Source organism: Micromonospora sp. NPDC023814, from assembly GCF_040639595.1.
Lineage (GTDB): Bacteria > Actinomycetota > Actinomycetes > Mycobacteriales > Micromonosporaceae > Micromonospora.
Genome location: NZ_JBFAAF010000031.1, coordinates 1 through 17,514 on the forward strand (window position 1 = coordinate 1; position 17,514 = coordinate 17,514).

The 17,514-nt window shown below is 71.3% G+C and carries 17 protein-coding genes; 7 read left to right on the forward strand and 10 right to left on the reverse strand.

Translation table 11 applies throughout. From position 1 onward, the window contains the following. The first annotated feature begins 215 nt into the window (after window positions 1–215). On the forward strand, window positions 216–1,151 hold the full coding sequence (locus AB0G14_RS18335; protein ID WP_357698777.1) for a polysaccharide deacetylase family protein: 936 nt from the start codon (window positions 216–218) through the stop codon (window positions 1,149–1,151). A gap of 61 nt (window positions 1,152–1,212) precedes the next feature. Next, window positions 1,213–1,512 (forward strand): DUF1540 domain-containing protein, encoded by a 300-nt coding sequence (locus AB0G14_RS18340; protein WP_357698780.1) that lies wholly within the window; start codon window positions 1,213–1,215, stop codon window positions 1,510–1,512. Between the two features lie 12 nt (window positions 1,513–1,524). Here the strand turns inward: AB0G14_RS18340 and AB0G14_RS18345 are convergent, their stop codons facing one another. Further along, window positions 1,525–3,531 (reverse strand): protein meaA, encoded by a 2,007-nt coding sequence (locus AB0G14_RS18345; protein ID WP_357698782.1) that lies wholly within the window; start codon window positions 3,529–3,531, stop codon window positions 1,525–1,527. A gap of 151 nt (window positions 3,532–3,682) precedes the next feature. Between AB0G14_RS18345 and AB0G14_RS18350 the strand changes: the two genes are divergently transcribed. Then, the gene (locus AB0G14_RS18350) at window positions 3,683–4,531 is read left to right on the forward strand and encodes an ABC transporter ATP-binding protein (RefSeq protein WP_357698784.1); all 849 of its coding nucleotides are present in this window, start codon (window positions 3,683–3,685) and stop codon (window positions 4,529–4,531) included. Beyond that, the gene (locus AB0G14_RS18355; RefSeq protein ID WP_357698786.1) at window positions 4,528–5,373 is read left to right on the forward strand and encodes an ABC transporter permease; all 846 of its coding nucleotides are present in this window, start codon (window positions 4,528–4,530) and stop codon (window positions 5,371–5,373) included. The genes AB0G14_RS18350 and AB0G14_RS18355 overlap by 4 nt, the downstream gene beginning before the upstream one ends. Before the next feature lie 42 nt (window positions 5,374–5,415). Here AB0G14_RS18355 and AB0G14_RS18360 read toward each other — a convergent pair whose 3' ends face one another. Beyond that, window positions 5,416–6,369: a helix-turn-helix domain-containing protein gene (locus AB0G14_RS18360; protein WP_357698788.1), complete on the reverse strand. Its 954-nt coding sequence runs from the start codon at window positions 6,367–6,369 to the stop codon at window positions 5,416–5,418. A gap of 58 nt (window positions 6,370–6,427) precedes the next feature. On the opposite strand from AB0G14_RS18360, the gene AB0G14_RS18365 reads away from it, so the two are divergent. After that, the gene (locus AB0G14_RS18365; protein WP_357698791.1) at window positions 6,428–7,624 is read left to right on the forward strand and encodes an MFS transporter; all 1,197 of its coding nucleotides are present in this window, start codon (window positions 6,428–6,430) and stop codon (window positions 7,622–7,624) included. Window positions 7,625–7,729: 105 nt separating this feature from the next. Here the strand turns inward: AB0G14_RS18365 and AB0G14_RS18370 are convergent, their stop codons facing one another. Both AB0G14_RS18370 and murA read right to left on the reverse strand, forming a co-directional pair. Then, window positions 7,730–8,578: a 3-hydroxyacyl-CoA dehydrogenase family protein gene (locus AB0G14_RS18370; RefSeq protein ID WP_357698793.1), complete on the reverse strand. Its 849-nt coding sequence runs from the start codon at window positions 8,576–8,578 to the stop codon at window positions 7,730–7,732. A 106-nt stretch (window positions 8,579–8,684) separates the two neighbouring features. Further along, a complete protein-coding gene (murA, locus tag AB0G14_RS18375) occupies window positions 8,685–10,121 on the reverse strand; it encodes a UDP-N-acetylglucosamine 1-carboxyvinyltransferase (RefSeq protein ID WP_357698796.1) in 1,437 nt (478 codons plus the stop codon). On the opposite strand from murA, the gene AB0G14_RS18380 reads away from it, so the two are divergent. Next, complete coding sequence (locus AB0G14_RS18380; RefSeq protein ID WP_357698798.1) at window positions 10,120–10,692, forward strand: cob(I)yrinic acid a,c-diamide adenosyltransferase; 573 nt, start codon at window positions 10,120–10,122, stop codon at window positions 10,690–10,692. The genes murA and AB0G14_RS18380 overlap by 2 nt on opposite strands. Before the next feature lie 32 nt (window positions 10,693–10,724). Then, entirely contained in the window at window positions 10,725–11,120 is a 396-nt protein-coding gene (locus AB0G14_RS18385) for a VOC family protein (protein WP_357698801.1), read from the forward strand. Window positions 11,121–11,258: 138 nt separating this feature from the next. Here the strand turns inward: AB0G14_RS18385 and AB0G14_RS18390 are convergent, their stop codons facing one another. From AB0G14_RS18390 to atpA, 6 genes are all read right to left on the reverse strand, one after another. Continuing rightward, window positions 11,259–11,714: a DUF2550 domain-containing protein gene (locus AB0G14_RS18390; RefSeq protein ID WP_357698804.1), complete on the reverse strand. Its 456-nt coding sequence runs from the start codon at window positions 11,712–11,714 to the stop codon at window positions 11,259–11,261. 12 nt (window positions 11,715–11,726) lie between these two features. Beyond that, window positions 11,727–12,011: a F0F1 ATP synthase subunit epsilon gene (locus tag AB0G14_RS18395; RefSeq protein WP_350684044.1), complete on the reverse strand. Its 285-nt coding sequence runs from the start codon at window positions 12,009–12,011 to the stop codon at window positions 11,727–11,729. An 89-nt stretch (window positions 12,012–12,100) separates the two neighbouring features. Beyond that, entirely contained in the window at window positions 12,101–13,240 is a 1,140-nt protein-coding gene (locus AB0G14_RS18400) for an LCP family protein (protein ID WP_357698807.1), read from the reverse strand. 215 nt (window positions 13,241–13,455) lie between these two features. Beyond that, a complete protein-coding gene (atpD, locus tag AB0G14_RS18405) occupies window positions 13,456–14,892 on the reverse strand; it encodes a F0F1 ATP synthase subunit beta (protein WP_357698810.1) in 1,437 nt (478 codons plus the stop codon). Further along, window positions 14,892–15,821 (reverse strand): F0F1 ATP synthase subunit gamma, encoded by a 930-nt coding sequence (locus AB0G14_RS18410; RefSeq protein ID WP_357698813.1) that lies wholly within the window; start codon window positions 15,819–15,821, stop codon window positions 14,892–14,894. Before AB0G14_RS18410 ends, atpD begins: the two co-directional genes overlap by 1 nt. Before the next feature lie 10 nt (window positions 15,822–15,831). Continuing rightward, window positions 15,832–17,487 carry a F0F1 ATP synthase subunit alpha gene (atpA, locus tag AB0G14_RS18415; protein WP_357698815.1) on the reverse strand — a complete coding sequence of 552 codons (1,656 nt, stop codon included), beginning with the start codon at window positions 17,485–17,487 and terminating at the stop codon, window positions 15,832–15,834. Between the last annotated feature and the right edge of the window lie 27 nt (window positions 17,488–17,514).

Here is a 17,514-nt window from a genome sequence, read left to right on the forward strand (position 1 = left end):
GGCCCGCCGTGCCCGGCGCAGGGATCAAGCCTGACCGCCCGGAGCCGGGCACGGCGGGCCACACCCCCACCACCACGCACCGCAACCCAACAACCCACCACCACGCACCGCAACCCAACACCCCACCGCGACCGCACAGCAGCCCACCCAACCAAGACCGCACACCACCCCACGCCCGGCACACGGAGAACACGAAGCGCTGACATCATCTCCCGGTGCCCGTGAAGACCCCCCGCGTTCCGCTCGCCGCCGCCACCATCGCCGCCGTGATCGCCGCCGCGGCGCTCCTCGCCGGCCCGGTCCCCCTCCGCACCCCGACCGCCGCCGGCATCGTCCCGATCCCCGCGGCGCAGCCACCGTCCCCGTCGTCGGGGCCGACGCCCGCCCCGACGACCCCGGGAACGGCCCCGCCCGCCCCGACGACCTCAGGCACGGCCCCGTCCGGCACGACGACTCCGGGCGCGACCCCGCCCGGCACGAGGCCGCCCGTCGTCGACCACGGGCCGCGTGTGGGGAACAGGGTGGCGCTCACCTTCGACGCGGACATGACGGACGCGATGCGGTACCAGTTGCGCAGCGGCGCGGTGCGGTCGTACGCGAACCTGAAGATCATCGACCTGCTGGAGCGGGAGCGGGTGCCGGCCACGTTCTTCCTGACCGGCAAGTGGGTCGAGCAGTACCCGGCGGTGACCCGGCGGCTCGCCGCGAACCCGCGCTTCGAGCTGGCCAACCACACGTACGGGCACCTGGCCTTCACGCCGGACTGCTACGGCCTGCCCCGCATCCCGGAGCGGGAGATGACGGCCGACGTGGCGCGGACGTTCGACGTGGTGGCTGCGTACGGCGGGCGGCAGACCCGGTACTTCCGCTTCCCGGGGCTGTGCCACGACCGGAAGGCGCTGGACGCGCTGGCGCCGCTGGGGGTGACCGTGGTCGACGGCGACGTGGTGAGCGGCGATCCGTTCGCGAAGTCGTGGCGGCCGGTCGTGCGGGCGGCGCTGGACGGGGTGCGTCCCGGGTCGGTGATCGTCCTGCACGTGACGGAGGCGAACGCGCCGATGACGGACGAGGCGCTGCCGCACATCCTGGCGGGGCTGGCCGAGCGCGGCCTGGAGCCGGCTCCGCTGTCGGAGGTGCTCGGGCAAGGTTGAATCCGCCTCGCCAACCCCACCAAAAGCCTAAAGTCGGGGCAAGACTCTAGAGGAGGTCGGCATGACCGCAGCGATGGAGATGCCCCGGGTCCAGGAGTGTGTGGTGACGGCCTGCGCGTACAACCACACCGGCGACTGCCACGCCTTCGCCATCACGATCGGCAGCATGGACCACGCGCACTGCCACACGTTCATCGAGATGCCCGCCGTCCAGGCCGGCGTGGACGGCCTCATCGCGCAGGTCGGCGCCTGCCAGCGGGCCGACTGCCGGCACAACGACCAGTTGGAGTGCCACGCTCCGGCGATCAAGGTCGGCCCGGACAACGACATGGCCGACTGCATGACCTACATCACCCGCTGACCGCCCTTCCTCTCAGCTCAGGCCGTTGGCCTCGCGAACGACGGTGACCAGGTCGTCGATGATGCCGGTGAGGGCGAAGTCCTTCGGCGTGAAGACCCGGGCCACCCCGGCGGCCCGGAGCTGCGCGGCGTCGCCGGCCGGGATGATCCCGCCGACCACCACGGGCAGGTCCGGCCGGCCGGCCGCGCGCAGCCCGTCCAGCACCGCCGGCACCGCGGCCAGGTGCGAGCCGGAGAGCACCGACAGGCCGACCAGGTCCACGTCCTCCTCGACGGCGGCGGCGACGATCTGCCCGGCGGTCAGCCGGATGCCCTGGTAGACCACCTCGAAGCCGGCGTCGCGGGCGCGTACCGCGATCTGCTCCGCGCCGTTGGAGTGCCCGTCCAGGCCGGGCTTGCCGACCAGCAGCCGCAGCCGGCCGCTGCCCAACTCGCGGGCCGTGGCGGCGACCCGCTCGCGGACGGCGGCCAGGGTGGCGTCCCCGCCGGCCCCGGCGGCGCCGGCCAGGCCGGTGGGGGCGCGGTACTCGCCGAAGACCTGCCGCAGCGCGCCGGCCCACTCGCCGGTGGTCACGCCGGCCCGCACGCACTCGAGCGTCGCCGGCATCAGGTTCGTGGTGGTCGCGGCGTCCGCGCGCAGTCGGGCCAGCGCCGCGTCCACGGCCGCCGCGTCCCGTCCGGCCCGCCATTCGCGTACGGAGGCCACGGCGGCCGCCTCCACCGCCGGGTCGACCTGTTCGACGGCCTCGGCGCCGGCCGCGGTCAGCGGCGACGGCTCGGTCTCGGCGAACCGGTTGACCCCGACCACCACGTCGGTGCCCGCCTCCATCCGGCGCCGCCGCTCGGCCAGCGAGGCGACCAGCGCGCTCTTGAGGTAGCCGGTCTCCACGGCGGCCACCACGCCGCCCATCTCCAGCACCTTCTCCAGCTCGACCCGGGCCCCGGCGACGATCTCGTCGACCAGCGCGGTCATCACGTGCGAGCCCTCGAAGAGGTCCGGGTACTCCAGCAGGTCCGACTCGTACGCGAGCACCTGCTGCATGCGTAGCGACCACTGCTGGTCCCACGGCCGGGGCAGGCCGAGGGCCTCGTTCCAGGCGGGCAGCTGGACGGCGCGGGCCCGGGCGTCCCGGGACAGGGTCACCCCCAGCATCTCCAGCACGATGCGCTGGATGTTGTTCTCCGGCTGCGCCTCGGTCAGGCCCAGCGAGTTGACCTGCACGCCGTAGCGGAACCGGCGCTGCTTCGGGTTCGCCACCCCGTAGCGCTCGCGGGTGATCTCGTCCCAGAGCGCGCCGAAGGCTCGCATCTTGGCGATCTCCTCGACGAAGCGCACGCCGGCGTTGACGAAGAAGGAGACCCGCTGCACCACGTCGCCCATCCGCTCGGCGGGCACCTGGCCCGAGTCGCGGACCGCGTCGAGCACCGCGACGGCGGTGGAGAGCGCGAAACCGACCTCCTGCACCGGCGTCGCGCCGGCCTCCTGGAGGTGGTACGAGCAGATGTTCACCGGGTTCCACCGGGGCATCTCCCGCAGCGTGTACGCGATGACGTCGGCCGTGAGCCGCAGCGAGGCCGCCGGCGGGAAGATGTAGGTGCCCCGGGAGAGGTACTCCTTGATGATGTCGTTCTGCGTGGTGCCGGCGCAGCGGGCCAGCTCGGCCCCCTGCTCCGCGCCGACCGTGCCGTAGAGGGCGAGCAGCCACATCGCGGGCGCGTTGATGGTCATGGACGTGTTCATCTCGGCCAGCGGGATGCCCTCGAAGAGGGCCCGCATGTCGCCGAGGTGCGCCACCGGGACGCCCACCCGACCGACCTCACCGGCGGCGAGTTCGTGGTCGGGGTCGTAGCCGGTCTGCGTCGGCAGATCGAAGGCGACCGACAGGCCGGTCTGCCCCTTCGCCAGGTTGCGGCGGAAGAGCGCGTTCGTGGCGGCGGCCGAGCTGTGCCCGGCGTACGTGCGCATCACCCACGGGCGGTCGCGTTCGGGCAGCCGACCCGGGAGAGCCTTCTCGTCCATGGCGGGAGTCTAAGTTACCGTTCAGTCACCGGCGCTGTGGAAAACCACACAGCTCCATGGAGCGGACGCCCGGGTGCGAAGCTCCCGGCATGGGCCGGACCGCCACACCCCGGCCGGGTCACGGCCACGGCCAGGACGCACACTTGACGGCATGGATGACGAGCTCGCGATCTCCGTCCGGGGGCTGCGCAAGGCGTACGGCGACAACGTCGCCGTGGCGGGCCTGGACCTGGACGTCCGCCGCGGCGAGGTGTTCGCCCTGCTCGGCCCCAACGGCGCCGGCAAGACCACCACCGTGGAGATCCTGGAGGGCTACCGTCGGCGCGACGCCGGCGAGGTCTCGGTGCTCGGCAGCGACCCGGCCGCGCCGGCCGCCGACTGGCGCTCCCGGGTGGGCATCGTGCTCCAGGGCACGGGCGAGTTCGACGAGCTGACCGTCGCGGAGGTGGTGCGCCACTTCGCCGGCTTCTACGCCGGGGCGGACGACCCGGACAAGGTCATCGAGCGGGTGGGGCTGGCCGGCAAGGCGAAGGCGCGTACGCACACCCTCTCCGGCGGGCAGAAGCGCCGGCTCGACGTGGCGCTCGGCATCGTCGGCCGACCCGAGCTGCTCTTCCTGGACGAGCCGACCACCGGCTTCGACCCGGAGGCGCGCCGGGAGTTCTGGGAGCTGATCCGGGACCTGGCCGCCGCCGGCACCACCATCGTGCTGACCACCCACTACCTCGACGAGGCCGAGACGTTGGCCGACCGGGTCGGCGTGATCGCCGGCGGACGGCTGGTCGAGGTCGCCGCACCCGACCGGCTGGGCAACCGGCAGGCGGCCCTCGCGACGGTCTCCTGGCGTACGCCGGAGGGGGCGCTGGAGACGGCGGAGAGCGCGACGCCGACGGCGCTGGTGGCCGAGCTGGCCGCGCGCTTCGGCGGCGAGGTCCCCGGCCTGACGGTGACCCGGCCGACCCTGGAGGACGTCTACCTGCGGATGATCGGACACCGATGACCACCACGACGAAGCCCGCCCCACCGGCCACCACGGCCCCGGCCCGACGGCCCGGTCCGGTCGCCCTCGGCCTGCGGCAGGGCCGGCTGGAGATCACCCAGTTCCTGCGCAGCCGGGAGTCCGTCGTCTTCACGATGGGCTTCCCGGTCATCATGATCGTGATCTTCGCGGCGATCTTCGACGACCAGATCGCGCCCGGGGTCAGCTACACCCAGTACTTCATCACCGGCATGATCGCCACCGGCCTGATGACCGTCAGCTTCCAGAACCTCGGCATCTGGATCCCGATCGAGCGGGACCGGGGGGTGCTCAAGCGCTACCGGGGCACGCCGATGCCGAAGTGGGTCTGGTTCGCCGGCAAGGTCCTGGTGGTCGTCGCCATCGGCATCGCGGAGACCGTGCTGCTGCTCGCCGTCTCGGTGGCGCTGTTCGACCTGGAGCTGCCCGGCACCGCCGCGAAGTGGCTCACCTTCGGCTGGGTGTCGGTGCTCGGCGTCACCGCCTGCACGCTGTGCGGCATCGCCATCTCGTCGCTGGCCCGCACCGCCCGCAGCGGCTCGGCCGTGGTCACCCCGGTCGCGCTGGTGCTCCAGTTCATCTCCGGCGTGTTCTTCGTCTTCACCGAGCTGCCGAGCTGGATGCAGCAGGTGGCGGCGATCTTCCCGCTGAAGTGGATGTGCCAGGGCCTGCGCTCGGTCTTCCTGCCGGAGGCGTTCGGCGCCCGTGAGCCGGCGGGCTCCTTCGAGCTGACCCGCGTGGCCCTGGTGCTGGCCGCCTGGTGCGTCATCGGGCTGGTGCTCTGCCTGACCACCTTCCGCTGGACCACCAAGCGCGACGGCTGATCCGCCGGAGCGGTTCCGGCACCGCCGGTCGGGCGACCCCGCTCACCCACCGCGGACGAGCGCGGCACCGAGCGGCGTACGCCAGTAAAGCACCTCGCGCCCGGACCGCCGTTTGCTGACGGCACCCGCGTCGAGCAGCACCCGCAGGTGGTCACTCACCGTCCCGAGGGACAGCCCGGTCACGACCACCAGCTGCGAGGTGCTCAGCGGCCCGTCCAGCCGGGCCAGGATGTTGGCCCGGTTCGCGCCGATCAGCCGGGCGAGGCCGTCGGGCGCCGGTGAGTCGGGATCCACCAGGATCCCGCGCGCCGGATAGACCATCCCGAACCGGGTGGGCATGTCCCACACCACCCAGCCGCGACGGCAGTGTGCCGGCACGAAGACCAGCTGCTCGGCCTCGTCCAGCGACAGCGGCGGCTCCGGATAGTCGTTGACCTGGAGACGGCCGTCGCCCAGCCACCGCATGTTGCGGTTGAGATCGGCGACCACCCCCGCCCAGCCGCCCGTGCTCAGGGCGGCGGTGCGGGCGACGATGTCCGCCCGTAGCCGGCGTTCCCGCTCCGGCCACTCCGGCTCGACGGTGTGCGTCCAGACCCAGTCGAGGAGTTCCACCACCTGGCCGGTGAGACCGTCCGCCAGCAACTCGGCGGCGAGCGGCGCCGGGCGGGTGGCCCGCAGGTCGGCTCGGATCTGCTCGTCGGACAACCGCGCGACGGCCGTCAGCTCCGCCGGGAACGTCGGTTCCGGCGAGGCGGGCGCGATGGTGAGAAAGTCCGCGGTCCACCGTGGGTCGAACGATGCGGGCAGCAGCGCCCGGACCACGGGCCGGACGGCCAGCATCCGCCGGAACGCCTCGATGTGACTCCCTCGCCAGGCACGCTGCCAGGGAGTACGCGGGTCGTACAGCGCGCGCAGCGCGGCGACCGTGTCGACCATCGGCGAGACCGTGAAGCGGCTGCGCGCGAGCAGGTCCGACGGCACCTGCCAGACTCCCACGTTTCGCCTCCAGACGTAACTCTACGAGATCCACCCGGCGCCCCACACGATCGTGCCCGTGAGAACGTACGCAGACCTGTTCGCGGCCCGTGAGTTCCGCAACCTGTTCCTCGCCAATTGCGCGGGGATCGCAGCGCACACCACGTCAGCGCTGGCGCTGGGCGCGTTGACCTACGCGTCGACCGGCTCGGCGCTGCTCACCGCCCTGAGCATGTTCGGCGCACCGCTGGCCGGCGTCCTCGGCAGCCTGACGTTGCTGTCGGCCGCGGACAGCCTGCCGCCCCGCCGGGCGCTGACCCTCGCCGCGGTTCTGGTCACCGTCGGAGCGGCGGTGCAGGCCGCGCCCGGGCTGCCACTGTGGGCCCGGTTCACGATCATTTTCGCCAGCGCGTACGTCGGCTCGATCACCGGTGGGGCCAGGTGGGCGCTGCTCACCGACATCCTGCCGGCCAACGCCTTCGTACTGGCCCGGGCCACGATGAACACGAGCGTCGGCGTGATGCAGATCGCCGGGTTCGGACTGGCCGGCGCCCTGCTCGTCCTGCTGAGCCCGTACCAGGTGTTCCTGCTCGCCGCGGTGCTCCGGGCGGTGGCCGCCGCGGTGGGCTGGTTCGGGCTGTCCGAACGCCCGGTCCGGGTCACCGAGCGGACGACGATCGCACGCACCTTGCGGGTGAACAAGGAACTCTGGGCAGACCCGGGCCGCCGGTCGCTCTTCCTGAACCTGTGGGTACCCGGCGGTCTGATCGTCGGGTGCGAGGCGCTCTTCGTCCCGTACGCCGGTGATCGCGCCGGCTTCCTGTTCGCCGCTGCCGCCCTCGGCATGCTGATCGGGGACGTGGTGGTGGGGCGGTTCCTGACCGCGGCCCGCCGGGAGCGGTGGATTCCCACACTGCGGTTGCTGCTCTCGGTTCCCTATCTGGTCTTCCTGCTGTCGCCGCCGCTGCCACTGGCCATGGTCGTCGCACTGATCGCCTCGGTCGGCTTCGCCGCCGGGCTGCCGTTGCAGGAACGGCTGATCGCCCACTCGCCACCCGAAGCCCGTGGCCAGGTGCTCGGCCTGCACCACAACGGCATGCTGGCCGGGCAGGCGGTGTGCGCCGCGCTCGCCGGCGCGGTCGCGGACCTGGTCCCGGCGTACTGGGCCGTCGCGCTGCTGGCCGGGGCGGCGCTGACCGCCACCGTCGCGCTCACCTCGGGGCTGCGACGGACCGCACCCGAACCGGTCACGGCGATACCGACGCCGCCGGCGTGAGCGGGCTCCCGGCGAGGGCATCGGCGGTATCAGGTGCGGTCCGGCGGCGACGGCCCAGTGCAGGACGGAGGCGCCGGCGGCGCCGGCGCCTCCGTCGATGTTGGCTCAGTACGTGTAGAAGCCCTTGCCGGACTTGCGGCCGAGGTCGCCGGCGGTGGCCATGCGCTGGAGCAGCTCCGGCGGGAAGAACTTCTCGTCCGCGGTGTCGGTGTAGATGTTCTTCGTGGCGTTGAGCAGCACGTCCACGCCGGTCAGGTCGATCGTCGCCAGCGGGCCCATGGCGTGGCCGAAGCCGAGCTTGCAGGCGGTGTCCAGGTCCTCGGCGGAGACCACGCCGGACTCGACCAGCTTGACCGCCTCCATGGCGAGCGCGCTGATCAGCCGGGTGGTGACGAAGCCGGCGATGTCCCGGTTGACCACCACGACGGTCTTGCCGATCCCCTCGGCGAACGCCTTCGCCGTCGCCAGGGTCTCGTCGCTGGTCTTGTAGCCGCGCACCAGCTCGCAGAGCTTCATCATCGGCACCGGTGAGAAGAAGTGGGTGCCGACGACCGCCTCCGGCCGCTCGGTCGCCGTGGCGATCTGGGTCACCGGGATGGCCGAGGTGTTGGTGGCCAGGATCGCGTCGGGTCGGCAGATCTTGTCCAGCGCCCGGAACACCTCATGCTTGATCTCGATCTTCTCGAAGACCGCCTCGACGACGATGTCCGCGTCGGCCGCCGCCTCCAGGTCGGTGGTCGGGGTGATCCGGCCGAGGGTTGCCTCGACGTCGGACGTCTCGATCTTCCCCTTCTCGGCGAACCTCTCCAGCGACTTCCGGATGCCGTCCACGCCCCGCTTGGTGGCCGCGTCGTCCAGGTCCCGCAGCGTCACCTGCCAGCCCGCCTGCGCCGCCACCTGGGCGATGCCCGAGCCCATCAGCCCGGCCCCGACGACCGCGAGTCGACCCGCCATCTGCTTCTCCCTCGCCTGAATGAGTGTCTGCCAGCACCCTAGTCGGCACGCCTGAACGGATGCTAAGGCGTGTCGCCCGGGCGGCGGACGGCAGCGGCGAGGGCCTTCAGATGGTGAGGTCCGGCTCCTCCGGCGCGGTGCCCGGCTCCACCTCGACGCCGAGGGCCCGCAGGTCCGCCGCGAAGTCCGGGTAGCCCCGGTCCACGTGGTGCACGTGGGAGACCTCGGTGACCCCCTCGGCGCAGAGCCCGGCGATGATCAGCCCCGCGCCGGCCCGGATGTCGGTGGCGCGTACGGGGGCGCCGGAGAGCCGCTCGCGGCCGCGTACCACCGCGTGGTGCCCGTCGGTCTTGATGTCCGCGCCCAGCCGCATCATCTCGTTGGCGAACATGAACCGGCCGTCGAAGATGTTCTCGGTGATCAGGGACGCGCCGTCGCTGACCGCCGCCAGGCCGATCGCCATCGGCAGCAGGTCGGTGGCGAAGCCCGGGTACGGCAGGGTGACCACGTCCACCGCCTTCGGCCGGTCGTCCATCCGGACTCGGAACGCGTCGCCCCTGGTCTCCACCAGGCCACCGGCGGAGACCAGCTTGTCGAGCGCGACCTCCAGGAACCCCGGCTCCACCCCGGTCACGGTGACGTCCCCCCGGGTCATCGCCGCGCCGAAGGCCCAGGTGCCGGCCACGATCCGGTCCCCCACCGTGGCGTGCCGCACCGGCTGCAGCCCGGGCACCCCCTCGATGTGCAGCGTCGACGTGCCGGCGCCGGAGATCCGCGCGCCCATCTGGTTGAGCATGGTGCAGATGTCGACGATCTCCGGCTCGCGGGCCGCGTTGTCGATGACGCTGGCCCCGCGGGCCAGCACCGCCGCCATGACCAGGTTCTCCGTCGCCCCGACGCTGGGGAAGTCGAGCATGATCTCCGCGCCGTGCAACCCGTGCGGCGCCGAGGCGATCACGAAGCCGTGCTCGCCCGAGATCTCCGCGCCCATCCGGGTCAGCCCGGAGATGTGCATGTCCAGCCCCCGCGAGCCGATGGCGTCCCCGCCGGGGTGGGCCACCCGCACGTACCCCAGGCGGGCCAACAGCGGGCCGAGCACGCAGATGGAGGCGCGCAACCGGCGGACGAGGTCGTAGTCGGCCTCGGTGCCGGGCTGTTCGGGCACGTCGATGACGACCGACCGGGACCGGGCCACCCCGCCGTGCGCGACCATCGGGTCGACCGGGTCGTCGGCGTCGAAGCGGATGCCGCAGCCGAGCCGGCGAAGCACCTCACCCATGATCGCGATGTCGGTGATCCGCGGGACGTTGGTGATCACGCTGCGTCCCGGGGCGAGCAGCGCGGCGGCCATCAGCTTCAGCGCCGAGTTCTTCGCGCCGACGACGTGCACCGTGCCGGCCAGGCGGGCGTCGCCGCGCACCCGGATGACGTCGACGTCGTTGACCGCCGGGTCACCGGCGTCCCCGGGGCCCACCCCGCCCGGCCGGAGTGCGCCCGGGCGCACCGGGATCGTCAGGTCCGGTATCCGTAGGCTGTGCGTCATGGCCGTCCACCTCACGCGCATCTACACCAAGGCCGGCGACGCCGGCATGACCAGGCTGAGCAACAACGAACAAGTGCCGAAGACCGATCCGCGCATCACCGCGTACGCGGACGTCGACGAGTGCAACGCCGCGATCGGCGTGGCGCTCGCGCTGGGGCAGCTCGACGACGAGCTGCGGGGCGTCCTGGCGTCGATCCAGAACGACATGTTCGACGTGGGCGCCGACCTGGCCACCCCGGTGGAGCCGGATCCGAAGTACCCGCCGCTGCGGGTCACCGAGGAGTACGTCGAGCGCATCGAGGGTTGGTGCGACGAGTACAACGCACGCCTGAGCAAGCTCGACTCCTTCATCCTCCCCGGCGGCACCGCGGGTGCGGCGCTGCTGCACGTGGCGCGGACGGTCGCCCGACGCGCCGAGCGGGCGGCGTGGGCCCTGGTCGCGCACGACCCTGAGCGGACCAGCTCGCTCCCGGCAAAGTATCTCAACCGGCTCTCTGACCTGCTGTTCATCCTGGCAAGAACCGCCAATCCGGGCGGAGATGTGCTATGGGTGCCGGGCGGTAGGCGCTGACCGCGCAGCATCCCCTCCCGCCGGACGCCCCGGTGGGCGCGCTGCACCACGTCGAGGTCTGGGTGCCCGACCTGGCCGCCGCCGTCCGCGGCTGGGGTTGGCTGCTCGGCGAGCTGGGCTGGACGCCGTTCCAGGAGTGGCCGGCCGGCCGCTCCTGGCGGCTCGGCCCGACGTACCTGGTGGTGGAGCAGTCACCGGCGTTGCGCGGGCGGCGGCACGACCGGCTCGCCCCGGGCCTCAACCACCTGGCCTTCCACGCCGGCCCGCCCGCCGCGGTGGACCGGCTGGTCGCGGCGGCGCCGGCACACGGCTGGACGCTGCTCTTCCCCGACCGCCACCCCCGCGCCGGCGGCCCCGGGACGTACGCCGCCTACCTCGCCGACGACCAGGGCTACGAAGTGGAACTGGTCGCCTCCCCGAACCGGTGACGGTGCAAGCTCGAAACGCCGCCCGTCCGACGGACCGCAACACGGAAAGGGTTTCCGCCGGGGCCCGCTCGCGGAGGGATCAAGCCTGACCGCCCGGAGCGAGTGGGCCCCGGCGGAAACCCCGACGGCGAGGCGTGGTCAGGCGGCGGGCCAGTCCTGGGAGGCCAGACGCGGCGAGACCGCCCCCGGAGGGGCGGCCTCGAGCCAGGAGAGGAACCCGGTGACGGTGGATCGCGCCATGGCGATCTCGACCGGAGCGTGGTTGCTGCTACAGCGGAGGATGACCCAGTCGGCGGGCATGGAGAGGCGTTCCTGCCCCTCCGGCAGCCGCCGGCGCTCCACGGCCAGCCCTTTGCGGGAGAGCACCCGCGTGGGACGGATGGCGAAGCTGAAGACCCGGTACCAGCGGAGTTCGTCGCCGACGAACCGGCCGAAGCCGGGGGACCAGCCGCGGCCGTCGAGCATCGTGGAGGTCCGGACGCCGAGCCGGATGATGCCTCCGCTACGCGTGACGACGGCCCGCCGGGCGAAGAGGATCAGGAGCGCGCCGAGGATGACGGCTACGCCGATTCCGATCCCTTCGACGATCCCCATCGGCGGTGCGGCTCAGCGGCTCTGTGCGGCGGAAACCGGGGTGGCGCTCTCGGCGAGGACGGTGACGCCGTCGGCGGTCACCGAGAGGAAGCCACCGGCGACCTCGTAGGAGACCTGCTCGCCACCGGCGAGCTTGATGCGCACCTGGCCGGGCTCGGCGAGCTGGCCGAGCAGGGGCGCGTGCCCCGGCAGCACACCCAGCTCACCCTCGGTCGTCCGGGCGACGACCATCTCGGCGTCACCGGACCAGACCTTCTCCTCGACGGCTACGAGCTCGACGTGAAGCTGCTGTGCCACGCTGTCTCCTTGCTGCGGCGGCGGATTGTCGAAAGTCTAGTCTTGCCGCGGACGCGCCCCCAACGCGGGTGGCGAGACCTGCGCCACGGCTATTTGGCCTTGTTCTGGAAGTCGGGGTGCTCCAACAAGAACGCGTCCAGCTGCTCTTTCTTGAGGGCGGTGAAGAAGTCCTCCACGGCCGGCTGGAACCGCTCGCCCCGGTACTTCCCGTTCTCGGTGACCGAGCCGCCGGGCAGCTTGACCATCTGGATCGTCTCCGGGCGGATGTTCTTCAGTGCGATGCCGAAGTCGATCACGCTGTTGCCCCGGCCGCTGAAGATCAGCGACTGCCCGGCCGCCCGCAGCACCCGGTCCAGCTTGATCGGGTTCGTCACCACGTCGGCGCTCAGCGCCTGGCCGGCCATGGCCTTGACGAACTGCTGCTGGTGGCGCTGCCGGCCGTAGTCGCCGTCCGGGACGCCGTTCTTCGGGTAGCGCTGCCGGACGTAGTCGAGCGCCTGCCAGCCGCTGAGGTGCTGGTTGCCCTTCTTATATTCCGCCTGGGGGCCGACGTAGCCGTCGCCGTGCGGGTTGCCCTTGCGGTGCTTGCCGTCCGGCTCGCGGTGCTCGGAGCGCACGTCGCGCTCGATGTACATGTCGACGCCGCCCATCGCGTCGACGATCTTCTGGAAGCCGTTGAAGTTGATGATCGCGCCGGCGTCGAAGCGCTTGATGCCGGTGACGTTCTGCACCGTCGTCGCCAGCAGCTCGAAGCCCCGGGCGGCGTCCGGGTTGCCGCCGGGCACCCGGCTGCCGTACGACATCGCCGCGTTGAGCTTGTCGGTGCCGCCGTTGAACTCCGCCCGGCTGAACTTGGGGATCTCCACGAGGAGGTCGCGCGGCATCGAGAAGAGGTAGGCGCGGTCCATCTCGGCGGGCACGTGCAGCACCATGATCGAGTCGGCCAGCGGCGGCATCTCCGGGTTGCGCGGGTCGATGCCGACCAGCAGGATGTTGAGCGGGCCCTTGATGTCGCTCTTGCGCTCCTTCGCCCCGGCGGCCTGGTCGCCGAAGAGGTCGGCCTTGCCCACCGCGCCCTCGTAGCGGGCCATCAGCGCCTCGGCGCCGACCAGGACCACGCCGCTGAGCAGCATGAGGACGGCGCCGAACACGGTGCAGGCCCGGGCCCACCGCGGCACCCCCGACCACACGGACTTGCCGCCGCGCTTGCCGGCCTTACCCACGATCATCTCCGTTCGTCACGCCCACGATCAGGAGACGGGCGCACGCAGCCGATTGGTTGCACAGATCGACGCTCGCTTCCGGCGAGCGCGCGGATCGACGGTACCTCGCGTTCGGCTTGATCGCCGACCGCGCGGAACCGGGCAGCGGCGATCATAAGGCCCGAAGATGAACGAAAGGCCGCCCCGGCATTGCCGGGGCGGCCTTTTTCAGGACCGACAGGTCAGCCCTTCATCAGCTCCGCTGCCTTGCGCTCCAGGTCCTCCAGACCGCCGCACATGAAGAAGGCCTGCTCGGGGAAGTGGTCGTACTCGCCCTCGCTGATCTTCTTGAACGCCTCGATGGTCTCCTTGATCGGGACCGTCGAGCCCGGCACGCCGGTGAACTGCTCGGCGGCGTAGGTGTTCTGCGACAGGAAGCGCTCGATCCGCCGCGCGCGCTGCACGGTGATCTTGTCTTCCTCGGAGAGCTCCTCGATACCGAGGATGGCGATGATGTCCTGCAGGTCCTTGTACTTCTGCAGGATCCGCTTCACCTCGGTCGCCACCGCGAAGTGCTCGGCGCCGACGAACTCCGGGGCGAGGATCCGGGACGAGGACGCCAGCGGGTCCACGGCCGGGTAGATGCCCTTGTCGGAGATCGACCGCTCCAGGTTGGTGGTCGCGTCGAGGTGGGCGAACGTGGTGGCCGGGGCGGGGTCGGTGTAGTCGTCCGCCGGCACGTAGATCGCCTGCATCGAGGTGATGGCCTGGCCCCGGACGGAGGTGATCCGCTCCTGGAGCTCGCCCATCTCGTCGGCCAGGGTCGGCTGGTAACCCACGGCGCTCGGCATGCGGCCGAGCAGGGTGGAGACCTCCGAACCCGCCTGGGTGAAGCGGAAGATGTTGTCGATGAAGAGCAGCACCTCCTGCTTCTTCACGTCCCGGAAGTACTCCGCCATGGTGAGCGCGGAGAGCGCCACCCGCAGCCGGGTGCCCGGCGGCTCGTCCATCTGGCCGTAGACCAGCGCGGTCTTGTCGATGACGCCGGACTCGGTCATCTCGGCGATGAGGTCGTTGCCCTCACGGGTGCGCTCACCCACGCCGGCGAAGACCGAGGTTCCACCGAAGTTCCGGGCGACACGGGTGATCATCTCCTGGATGAGCACCGTCTTGCCCACGCCGGCGCCGCCGAACAGACCGATCTTGCCGCCCTTGACGTACGGGGCGAGCAGGTCGATGACCTTGATGCCGGTCTCCAGCATCTCGGTCTTCGGCTCCAGGTCCGCGAAGGCCGGGGCCTTGCGGTGGATGCCCCAGTGGTCGTCCGGCTGGAGCGTCTCGCCCTCGGTGAGGTTGAGGCACTCGCCGATCGCGTTGAACACGTGGCCCTTGACCGTGTCGCCCACCGGCACGGTGATCGGCGAGCCGGTGTCGCGCACCTCGGTGCCGCGGACCAGGCCGTCGGTCGGCTGCATCGAGATGGCGCGGACCATGTTGTCACCCAGGTGCTGGGCGACCTCCAGGGTCAGCGTCTTCTCGCCGCCGGAGAGCGTCACGTCCACGTGCAGGGCGTTGAACAGGGCCGGCATGGCGTCGCGCGGGAACTCGGCGTCGACGACCGGGCCGATGACCCGGACCACGCGACCCGTGGCCGTCTTGGTCTCTACTGGGGCAGTCATCACACTTCACTTCCCGACGCGGCCAGCGCGTTCGCGCCGCCGACGATCTCGCTGATCTCCTGGGTGATCCCGGCCTGGCGGGCCGAGTTCATCTCACGCGTGTACTTCTCGATCATCTCTTCGGCGTTGTCGGTGGCGCTCTTCATCGCCCGCCGCCGGGCCGCCGACTCGCTGGCCGCCGACTCCAGCAACGCCGCGTAGATCCGCGTGTTGATGTACTTCGGCAACAGCGCGTCGAGCAGCGCCTCCGCCTCCGGCTCGAACTCGTACACCGGCAGCAGGCCCTCGGACCGGGGACGGTCCTCCACCTGCATCGGCCCGATGATCTTCGCGACCGGGGTCTGGGTCATCAGGGAGTGGAACTCGGTGTAGACGATGTGCAACTCGTCGATCCCGAGCACCCCGTCCGCCCCGGCGCCGCCGTCGACGTCGTCCGCGCCGGCCGTGAACGCCTTGATCAGCGTCTCGCCCACGGCGCGGGCGTCGGCGAACGTCGGCTGCTCCGAGAACCCGGTCCAGTTCTCCTCGATCGGCCGGTCACGGAAGCGGAAGAAGCCGACGCCCTTGCGCCCGATGACGTAGAGCACCGGCTCCTTGCCGTCGGCGCGGAGCCGGGCGATCAGCGACTCCGCCGTCTTGATCGCGTTGGAGCTGTAACCGCCGGCCAGGCCACGGTCGGAGGTGACCAGCAGGACGCCCGCCCGCCGCACCCGCGGACGCGGGGTGAGCAGCGGGTGGTCGATCCGCGCGTTGGACGCCAGCGCCGTGAGCACACCGGTGATGGCCTGGGCGTACGGCAGGGACGCCTCCACCCGGGCCTGGGCCTTGGCGATCCGGCTCGTCGCCACGAGCTCCATCGCCTTGGTGATCTTCTTCATCCCCTTCGCCGAGCGGATCCGTTGACGAAGAACGCGTACCTGGGCCGCCATGAATCAGCCCTTACTGGTTCTCGACCGGGCGGTCGGTCGTGCCGTCACGGAAGCGGGTCACCGTCTCGCGGTTCTCCTCGCCCTCGAGCGGCGCGGCCGGGGCCTCGTTGATCCGACGCTCGTCGGCCTTGCCGAGGAAGAGCTGCTTGAACTCGGTGATGGCGCGGTCGAGCGAGCCGACGATCTCGTCGTCCCACTTGTTGTCGGCGATCCCGGCCAGCACACCCTCGTGCTTGTGGCGCAGGTACTGGAGGAACTCCGACTCGAAGCGGCGGACCTCACCCACGGGGATGTCGTCCAGCTTGCCCTCGGTGCCGGCCCAGACCGAGACGACCTGCTCCTGCACCGGGTACGGCGAGTAGTTCGACTGCTTGAGCAGCTCGACCAGGCGGGAACCGCGCTCCAGCTGAGCGCGGGATGCCTTGTCCAGGTCGGAGGCGAAGGCGGCGAACGCCTCCAGCTCGCGGTACTGGGCCAGGTTGAGCCGCAGCGAACCGGCGACCTTACGCATCGGCTTCACCTGCGCGGCGCCACCGACCCGGGAGACCGAGGTGCCGACGTTGATGGCCGGCCGGACGCCCTGGTTGAACAGGTCGGTCTCGAGGAAGATCTGGCCGTCGGTGATGGAGATGACGTTGGTCGGGATGAAGGCCGAGATGTCGTTGGCCTTCGTCTCGATGATCGGCAGGCCGGTCATCGAGCCCCCGCCCAGCTCGTCGGAGAGCTTCGCGCAGCGCTCCAGCAGCCGGGAGTGCAGGTAGAAGACGTCACCCGGGTACGCCTCGCGGCCCGGCGGGCGGCGCAGCAGCAGCGACACGGCGCGGTACGCCTCGGCCTGCTTGCTCAGGTCGTCGAAGACGATCAGGACGTGCTTGCCGCCGTACATCCAGTGCTGCCCGATGGACGAGCCGGTGTACGGGGCGAGGTACTTGAAGCCGGCCGGGTCGGAGGCCGGGGAGGCGACGATGGTGGTGTACTCCATCGCGCCCGCCTCCTCCAGGACGCCCTTGATCGAGGCGACCGTGGAGGCCTTCTGGCCGATGGCGACGTAGATGCAGCGGACCTGCTTCTTCGGGTCGCCGGAACGCCAGTTGTCCCGCTGGTTGAGGATGGTGTCCAGCGCGACGGTGGTCTTGCCGGTCTTCCGGTCGCCGATGATCAGCTGACGCTGACCGCGGCCGATCGGGGTCATGGCGTCGACGGCCTTGAGACCGGTCTGCAGCGGCTCGTCGACCGACTGCCGGGCCATCACGTTCGGGGCCTGGAGCTCCAGCTCGCGGAAGCCCTCGTTGGCGATGTCGCCGAGGCCGTCGATCGGCTGGCCGAGCGCGTTGACCACGCGGCCGAGGAAGGCGTCGCCGACCGGCACGGAGAGCACCCGGCCGGTGCGCTTGACGCGCTGCCCCTCTTCGAGCTTGGCGGAGTCACCGAGAACGACGACACCGATCTCCCGGACGTCGAGGTTCAGCGCCACACCCAGGGTGCCGTCCTCGAACTCCAGGAGCTCGTTGGTCATGGTCGAGGGGAGGCCCTCGACGTGGGCGATGCCGTCGCCGGTGTCGGCGACGGTGCCGACCTCCTCGCGGGAGAGTTCGGACGAGTAGGAGGAGACGTAGCGCTCCAGGGCGCCGCGGATCTCCTCCGTCGAGATGGTCAGCTCGGCCATCCTCTGCTTCCTTAAGTATCAGGGGCC